General features: G+C 41.0%; 6 protein-coding genes and 2 other RNA genes. 3 read left to right on the top strand and 5 right to left on the bottom strand.

Translation table 11 applies throughout. The annotated features are described in order from the left end of the window. Positions 1-648: 648 nt before the first annotated feature. The 3 genes from CZ487_RS08985 to CZ487_RS08975 all read right to left on the bottom strand — a co-directional run bounded on the left by CZ487_RS08985 (position 649) and on the right by CZ487_RS08975 (position 3,408). Positions 649-1,710, bottom strand: coding sequence for an LLM class flavin-dependent oxidoreductase (locus tag CZ487_RS08985; RefSeq protein ID WP_077211768.1), 1,062 nt, complete (start codon positions 1,708-1,710; stop codon positions 649-651). A gap of 184 nt (positions 1,711-1,894) precedes the next feature. Further along, positions 1,895-2,668 carry an HpcH/HpaI aldolase family protein gene (locus CZ487_RS08980; RefSeq protein WP_077211767.1) on the bottom strand — a complete coding sequence of 258 codons (774 nt, stop codon included), beginning with the start codon at positions 2,666-2,668 and terminating at the stop codon, positions 1,895-1,897. After that, positions 2,665-3,408, bottom strand: coding sequence for an SDR family NAD(P)-dependent oxidoreductase (locus CZ487_RS08975; RefSeq protein WP_077211766.1), 744 nt, complete (start codon positions 3,406-3,408; stop codon positions 2,665-2,667). The genes CZ487_RS08980 and CZ487_RS08975 overlap by 4 nt, the downstream gene beginning before the upstream one ends. A 340-nt stretch (positions 3,409-3,748) precedes the next feature. Here CZ487_RS08975 and rnpB point away from each other — a divergent pair. Together rnpB and ffs are read left to right on the top strand one after the other, a co-directional pair. Then, positions 3,749-4,132: RNase P RNA component class B (rnpB, locus tag CZ487_RS08970), an RNA gene on the top strand. A 56-nt stretch (positions 4,133-4,188) separates the two neighbouring features. Next, positions 4,189-4,455, top strand: an RNA gene (gene ffs / locus CZ487_RS08965) — signal recognition particle sRNA large type. Positions 4,456-4,646: 191 nt separating this feature from the next. Here the strand turns inward: ffs and CZ487_RS27070 are convergent. Beyond that, complete coding sequence (locus CZ487_RS27070) at positions 4,647-4,766, bottom strand: YhfH family protein (RefSeq protein WP_202617802.1); 120 nt, start codon at positions 4,764-4,766, stop codon at positions 4,647-4,649. 175 nt (positions 4,767-4,941) lie between these two features. Continuing rightward, complete coding sequence (locus CZ487_RS08955; protein ID WP_077211764.1) at positions 4,942-6,021, bottom strand: TRAP transporter substrate-binding protein; 1,080 nt, start codon at positions 6,019-6,021, stop codon at positions 4,942-4,944. A 613-nt stretch (positions 6,022-6,634) separates the two neighbouring features. Between CZ487_RS08955 and CZ487_RS08950 the strand changes: the two genes are divergently transcribed. Further along, complete coding sequence (locus tag CZ487_RS08950) at positions 6,635-7,870, top strand: IS110 family RNA-guided transposase (protein ID WP_077210804.1); 1,236 nt, start codon at positions 6,635-6,637, stop codon at positions 7,868-7,870. Positions 7,871-8,045 lie beyond the last annotated feature (175 nt).

The raw sequence follows: 8,045 nt of genomic DNA, 5'->3' as shown, positions 1-8,045 counted from the left end.
TTTTTAGTAGTTGGTTAAACGGAGTTGTTGATTTCCACTCCAGGCACTTCGCTTTCCGCGGGCGGTACGGGGAGCCTCCTCGGCGCTTAGCGCCTGTGGGGTCTCCCCTGCCCCGTCATCCCGCAGGAGTCTTCGTGCCTTCCGTTCCAATCAACCTATATTTAATCTTTTTTGGCTTATAAATCCATCTAATTATAAAAAAGTACACAAAGAAATCGCCCTATTTAGTAAAATGTAAGTGACCAAACCAACATTTTAGAAAGGACGATTTTTTATGTGTAATCCAAAGACTACTACTGCAAATTATAACACTCAAATGACTCTTCCCTCTTTTCTACCTATTTCTAGCCCTTTTTCTTCCCATGAGTTCGGCAGTTTAAAAATTTCCTCTGCTTCTTGTTGATCTTATTGTTTTATTTCTTCCATGAGTTCTTCCTCCTCACTTTCATTTAAGGATAGATATGTTTCGAATAAACCATTTATTAACTCCGCTTTCGCAGGATTTATTTCCATTTTCACTAACATCCGTGACAATTTTGGTTAATAGTAAAGAAAGCGTGTAATCATTTCTCATGGAAATAAAGGGAGCTATACACGCAATCGTAAAAAAGAACTGGTCAATCTTAACCCAGTTCCTCGTAGTGGCATTTAAAACTGCCGCCCTTCATTCTTCTCCCAATTCGCTATTTCTTCACGTACCATCGGCGCTACTTCTTTTCCTAAAAGCTCAATCCCTTTTATGACATCTTCATGCGGCATGGTTCCGACCGGCATGTGGAGCATAAATCTTGTAATGCCCACATTTTTTCGGAGATGAATGATTTTTTCCGCTATCGTCTTTGGATTGCCAACATATAAAGCTCCTTCAAAGCTCCGTGCTGCATCAAAGCTAGCTCGTGTATATGGCCCCCATCCGCGTTCTTTTCCTAGTTTGCTCATCGCCTGCTGTGTTGAAGGGAAAAATTTGTCTGCTGCGACATCCGTATCCTCCGCAATGAACCCATGTGAATGAGAAGCAACATGAAGCTTCGAGAGATCATGTCCAGCATGAGTGGCTGCCTTCTTATATAGACGTACAAGCGGCTCAAATTGCAGCGGTCTTCCGCCAATAATCGCTAAAACTAACGGCAAGCCGAGCAGACCTGCACGTACCACGGATTCAGAAGTTCCGCCGCTGCCAATCCACACTGGCAGAGGGTTTTGAACAGGCCTCGGGTACACACCTAAGTTTTGAATCGCAGGTCGGTGCTTACCACTCCACGTCACCTTCTCCGAGTCCCTTATTTTTAGTAACAAATCAAGTTTTTCATCAAACAACTCGTTATAATCATTTAAATCGTAGCCGAATAACGGAAAAGATTCGATGAATGATCCCCGTCCAGCCATAATTTCCGCCCGACCATTGGAAATCGCATCAAGTGTAGCAAATTGCTGAAATACCCGTACCGGATCGTCAGAAGAAAGTACCGAGACTGCACTTGTCAATCGTATCCTGTTCGTTTGTGATGCCGCCGCAGCCAGTACAACCGCAGGAGAAGAAGCTGCATAATCCTCCCGATGATGCTCCCCAACACCAAATACATCCAGCCCCACTTTATCTGCCAGGACAATTTCTTCAACTACTTCACGAATTCGCTGTGCATGACTAATGACCTCACCGGTTTTAGGATCCGGTGTTGTTTCTACAAATGTGCTCAAACCTATTTCCACTGTACACGATCCCTCCGCTTTTTAATGTTTTATCAATATGTACCATCATTAACCCATTCTTTAGACCTATTTATCATTATCTTATTTAAAAATACAATTGTCTATTATTTGGTTCTTTACAAAATTATGGATTTATTCCAAAAAGAAATGGCCAACTCTTTTCATAAAGAATTGACCATTACACTTACAGATTTCTTTTCATACTCGCTTGCTTAAACTCTTCCAAACATCCTTTAACACCTTGATGAATAAAAAGAGCATCACTTCCACCAAGTAAAAACTTGAAGCCCATTTCGATATGTTTTTGCATCAGGCCAGGTCCGGTCATAATACCAGGGACAACCTGGTGTCTGCTGCACGCTTCAAGTACCTTTTGTATTGCTTTTACCATATCAGGATGATTGATTTTCCCCATAATCCCCATCGATGTGGAAAGATCAAAAGGGCCAATAAACGCAACATCAATACCTGGAACCGATAAAATGTCATCGATAGCTTCTACAGCCTTAAAATGTTCAATTTGTATGATGATAGGAATTTCATTCATGGCATATGGTAAATAGTCTTTAATATTCACTCCAAACAAACTAGCACGGCCAGCTCCCACTCCCCGAACACCTCTTGGAGGGAAATGACAATACTGTACAGCCCGTTCTGCTTCCTCTTTTGAATTTACCATGGGGATCATAATGCCAGCTGCTCCCATATCGAGACCTTGCTTCACCATCACCATATCGTTCCAAGGAACACGCAGAAGCGGGACCGTAGAAGTATTTTTAATTTGTGAAATCTGCCTTCCAGCTGTCTCCATACTCATGGCCCCATGCTCACCGTCAATCATGATCATGTCTGCTCCCGCATGTGCCAAAACCTCTGCATTATCTGCACTAGTCGTTAAAATCCAGGGGCCATATACACATTTCCCTTCTTTTAATTTTTCCTTTAATATATTCTTCATCTTGCTAAATAGCCCCCATCAACAGCAAGACTTGTCCCTGTTATAAAACTAGCATCATCAGAAGCTAAAAAAACAACAGCTTTTGCCACTTCATCAGGTTTCCCGAGACGACCTAAAGGATGCAGGGAAATTAAAAGATTCCTTTTTTCATCCGTTGCACCACTTATTAGCGGAGTATCAATATAACCTGGCGACACCGCATTGACACGAATGTTTTCACTGACGTATTCCAACGCAAGTGTTTTCGTTAAATTAACGACCGCTCCTTTTGAGGCGGTATATGCTAATGTAGCTCCTTGACCAACATGACCTAATATCGAAGCATTGTTTACAATACTACCGCCGCCGTTCTTTCTCATATACTTAATCACATGTTTTGCTGCAAGGAAGACTCCATCTAAATTCACCGAAAGCATATTTCTCCAATCTTCCATTGACACTTCATCGGTGGGCTGAGTACTTCCAATACCCGCATTGTTAAATAAGATATCGATCCTTCCAAATTGATCAATTGTAGAAGCAACCATTCGTTGAACCATCTCTTCATCCGTCACGTCCACTTTCATATAGATAGCCTCTTTCCCATCTTTACACAGCTTGTTTGCTAAAAGGCTTCCTGCTTCTTCATTTAGATCAGCAATAACAACCTTTGCTCCCTCTTTTACCATTTCTTTTATCGTACTCTCCCCAATCCCGCTAGCTCCTCCAGTAACAATCGCTACTTTATCTTTAAGTCTCATATATACCTCCCACCTTTTCATTAATTCTAAATATTCAGAATATTATTTTAATAATTCCTTGCTTATTGCTGAATTCCTCCTTTTTATAAAGAATATTCTATGAATCCTTATTTAATCTCACTTTGCCATATTTAAAAACAACAATTAATTTCCTTGTGATTGTTATTTTACTTCTGCTTATTTCCTACATTTGCATAGTATTGCCCAAATGATTTCTAAGTCCTGACTACTCAAATACCCTAATTATCCATATATGGAACCTATATACTAATGACTTTATTAACCCATCCATGATAAATTATTAACTGTAGCCGATGAGCTACGATAACAAAAGACATTAAATGGTGAGTAGTCGCGGCTCTTGTTAGACAAGAGTTGAGGAAAGTCCAGGCTCGCCCGGTGCTGAGATGCCCGGAGTGTTCGTGCCATCTGCAAAGGTGGGCAGCAGGTCAACTGTTGACGGCGGTGAAATCATGCTAAGTCCTCTTTGGATATGCGGAGAGTAACCTGAAAGTGCCACAGTGACGATTTTCTTCTGGAAACAGAAGAAGTGGAACGGGTAAACCCCACGAGCGAGCAACCCAAATTATGGTAGGGGCACCATCCGGCGGGAAGAAGGAACCAAAAGGATGGATCGATTGGAAAATCGATAGTTATATGACTACACCTGTAGTGCGAGAGTGGCTTCGCTAAAGCACGCAGGAACAAAACCTGGCTTACAGCCATTTCATGGGCCGAGCTTTTTAAATCACATAAGTTATTATGTCTAGCATATACATACCGTGCTAGACGGGGAGTTGGCGGTGCCCTGTAACCCGCAATCCGCCATAGCGGGGTTGAATTCCTATTTGAGGTTTGAACATGTAAGGTCTGCCTTGTGAACATTAGTGATGACAATTGGGTCCTTCGCAATAGAAGGCTATGAATCTGGTCAGGTCCGGAAGGAAGCAGCCATAAGCAGCTATCTCTATGTGCCGAGGGGTTACCTGATTTGAACTATTTTTTACAAGTAACGCTTGGTTGTTTCTATCGACGGTAGGTGCACGGTGTTTATTAAATAACAAACAAGGATATGGATTTTACATCTATAGCCTTTTTTATTTAATTACATATTATTCGCATTTCTCAAAAACTTTGTTGTGCCGCGTCTGGACTGTATTTGAAACCTTAAGAAAGGCCTGATCCCAAGTGTATAAATAACACTTTGAGGATCAGGCCCTTTGTTGTCTACTGTATTATTATTCCTCATACCTGCCGATGCAGCGTTCACATTCATAATGGATTGATTCCTGCTTTTCAACAAAAACACTTCCGCACTCACAGCATTCTTTTCTTGATTTGTACTCATTACCTTTCATTGTATTCGCCTCCAATATTCTTTGTTGAATTTATTGTATTATAACAGGTTTAAAAAGTAAATACTGTTATATAACTTTTTTTAAAAAATAGGCTTTTTACCTAAAAAAATAAAAGGCTCATTCTCCGATTTATACTGGAGGCTGAGCCCTTAGACAATGAACTTATTTCTTATTTTTATTGTGCTGAATTTTCTTCCAATATCTCTGCCATTTTCTTTGTTCGGTCATTAATAGCAGCAAACTCTGTCCAAACAGTTTCCTTTGCACGTGCTAAAAATTCATTATAGCTTTCGTCTGACATCTCTACAATTTCTAAGCCTTGTTCTTTAGCATATTCCAACCCTTTATCTGTATACGCCTTCGATAATGGCATCGTTTCTTTTTCAATTTGCAACGCTGCTTCCATGACAATTTCCTGCAGATCACTAGGCAATTCATCCCAAGCAGACTGACTAATAGAAACGATGCCAATCGCAGGAGAAACTTCTCCAGGGACCGTTACATATTTCACTACTTCTGCGAGTTTCATACTTTCCATAGCATAATAAGGATAAAGAACCGAATCAACTGTACCTCTTAACAAACCTTCATAGAAGTCAGCAAATGGGATACTAGCAATCCCTGCGCCCATTCCCTTATAAAAATCACCCTTCAATGTGCCTGACATATTTGTAACAACACCTTTAAAGTCTGAAGGAGATGAGATCGGTTTATTGGATAGATATCCCGCAGCAGCACTATGATAATAGAATAATAGTTTTACTCCATAGCTATTTACTGCTTCCTCATATATTTTTCCAAAGTCCGTTTCACGAAGAAGGTGGTAAACCTCTTCTTCATTTTTCCATGCAAATGGCAAGTTTGACCAATTCCCCTCAGGGATTTTATCAGCCCAAGCGGAAGGAGTGCCCACATGAAAATCGATCGTTCCACGAGCAAGTGCATCTAACGATTCTGACTGACCAGCTAATTGATTACTATAGAAGATTTCAATATTTACTCTCCCATTTGTTTTCTCCTTCACTAGTTCCGCAAAACCTACTTGCGCATGATGGGAAGGTGATCCTTCCAAAGGAGGGGCATTTTGAGAATTCATTTTTAAATTGTAGACTTTTTCTGAATTCGCCTTGTCTCCTCCATCTGAGTTCCCTTCAGTTGCAGCAGAATCAGATCCTCCGCCACATGCAGCCAATAATAGTAGACTTAAAGCAAAAATAAAAGTTAAACCTATACGGCTAATAATAAAATTTTTCATCTTCGTCCCCCTCGTATAGTACTAGTAAGAGCTCTTTCTAGAAGAATTTCCAGTTGATCCGGATCCTCTAAAATTCACTCTAGATTCCTATAGGTTATCAAGGTTAGCCTTTCGGCTTCCCCATCTTAAATATTTTAGTTTTACCCTTGTTTCACCCACCTGATGGGGAAGCCGAGGTAAAGTTCAAACTATCAATAATAGATTAATGTGTTGTTCTTATTTCGCAGGGGGATAGTTTCCCTACTGCTTCTTTGAAATGCCTTTAACTGAATATCGAGAAATGGCGGAGAATGGAGGAAGCTCCAGCGTTTTACTCCGTCATTTTTTTATAGCGTTCATAGACCTGCTCATGGGACAATGGAACCGACAGGATCGTATCAGGATATTGCTTCTCCCCCTTGCGGACACTTTGGTGTACTGCTTCATAAGCCTGCTACCCATGGTTCATTATTGAAGGTCTAACCACTGGTTGCGCCGCCGTAAAAGAAGTGAGTGTAGCGCTCATGATGGACTTCTTTTCTTTGAGTGCTGATGACGAGGAAGACATCGATGATTCCCGTGGGCACCCAGGTCTGAACGTTCTTGATTAACTTACATACTGGAGGTGATTGGTATGTCACAAATGCTTGTTGGTGTAGATGTAAGCTTGAAGTCCCATCATGTCCATTTCATGAAGGAGGACGGGTCCACACTCGCCGACTTTTCTGTTTCTAATGATCAAACCGGGGCCGAAACCCTGATCAAACGAATGCTAGAAACTGCGGAAAAAAGTCAGGCCAACCAATTGAAGATTGGGATGGAAGCCACTGATCTTTACAGTTGGCACCTTGCCCATTATCTACAAGACCAAATGAAAGGCTATGAACCTAAGTTTCAAGCCTCTATCTACGTACTAAATGCGAGAAAAGTCGCTCGTTTCAAAAAAGGGTATGATTCTCTTGTAAAAAACGATCGCATAGATGCCTGGGTCATCGCTGACCACTTGCGCTTTGGCCGACTGCCAGCCCAAATGAAAGATGCCATACAATATGAAGCTCTTCAGCGCTTAACGCGAACAAGGTTTCATTTTATGCGGGAGATTGCCCGAAATAAAACGTATTTCCTTAACCAGCTCTTTTTAAAGTTCAGTGGACTGAGACAGGATAATCCATTTTCAGATAAATTCGGAGCTACGAGTATGGCTGTCATGGAGGAACTAGAGCCCGAAACGATCGCTGAAATGAGCCTCGAGGAACTCGTCGAGTTCCTGCAAGATAAAGGAAAAAACCGATTTGAAAAGCCAGAGGAAATCGCAAAATACCTTCAAAAGTTGGCTAGATCATCTTACCGGCTGAATAAGGCTATGCAGGACCCCGTAAATATTTCGATGTCTGTTACTTTAAGTACCATTCAACATATCGAGTCACAGGTAAAGCGTCTGGATAAAGAAATTGCCAAGTTAATGAAAGGCATACCGCAAACCCTAACGTCTGTAAAAGGAATTGGAGACGTTTATGCGGCAGGGTTGATAGCTGAAATTAGCGATATAAAGCGATTTAAAGATCATCATGCCTTAGCGAAATATGCAGGTTTGGTATGGAACCAGAACCAATCAGGCGAATTCGAATCCCAGGAAACGGCTAGAATGAGGACAGGTAATAAATACCTGCGTTACTACCTTATTCAAGCTGCCGATAAGATCCGAAAGTACGACTCTGAATATAAAGCTTTTTACACAAAGAAGTACGATGAAGTTCCAAAACATAAACACAAACGCGCTCTCGTCTTAACCGCAAGAAAACTGGTACGATTGGTGTTTTCGCTACTACGCACCAATCAGTTGTACACACCACCCGAAAGGAGAGATTAAAACTTCTCATTCACACCCTTTCAAACACCCAGCTTCACACTTGAAAGTATTGGTAAAAAATTGAAAATAGTGTGAGGTTTATTAGGTATACTCTTTTTTAAACACTTTTCAATGAAAGACAATATTAATTTCCAATTCATTGAATTTTAGTGCTTGACATATTACCACTGGGCTT

It is taken from the genome of Robertmurraya dakarensis (assembly GCF_900156875.1).
GTDB lineage: Bacteria > Bacillota > Bacilli > Bacillales > Cytobacillaceae > Robertmurraya > Robertmurraya dakarensis.
The sequence above is the reverse complement of the archived record's forward strand: the minus strand, read 5'-3'. Positions and strand labels throughout refer to the sequence as shown.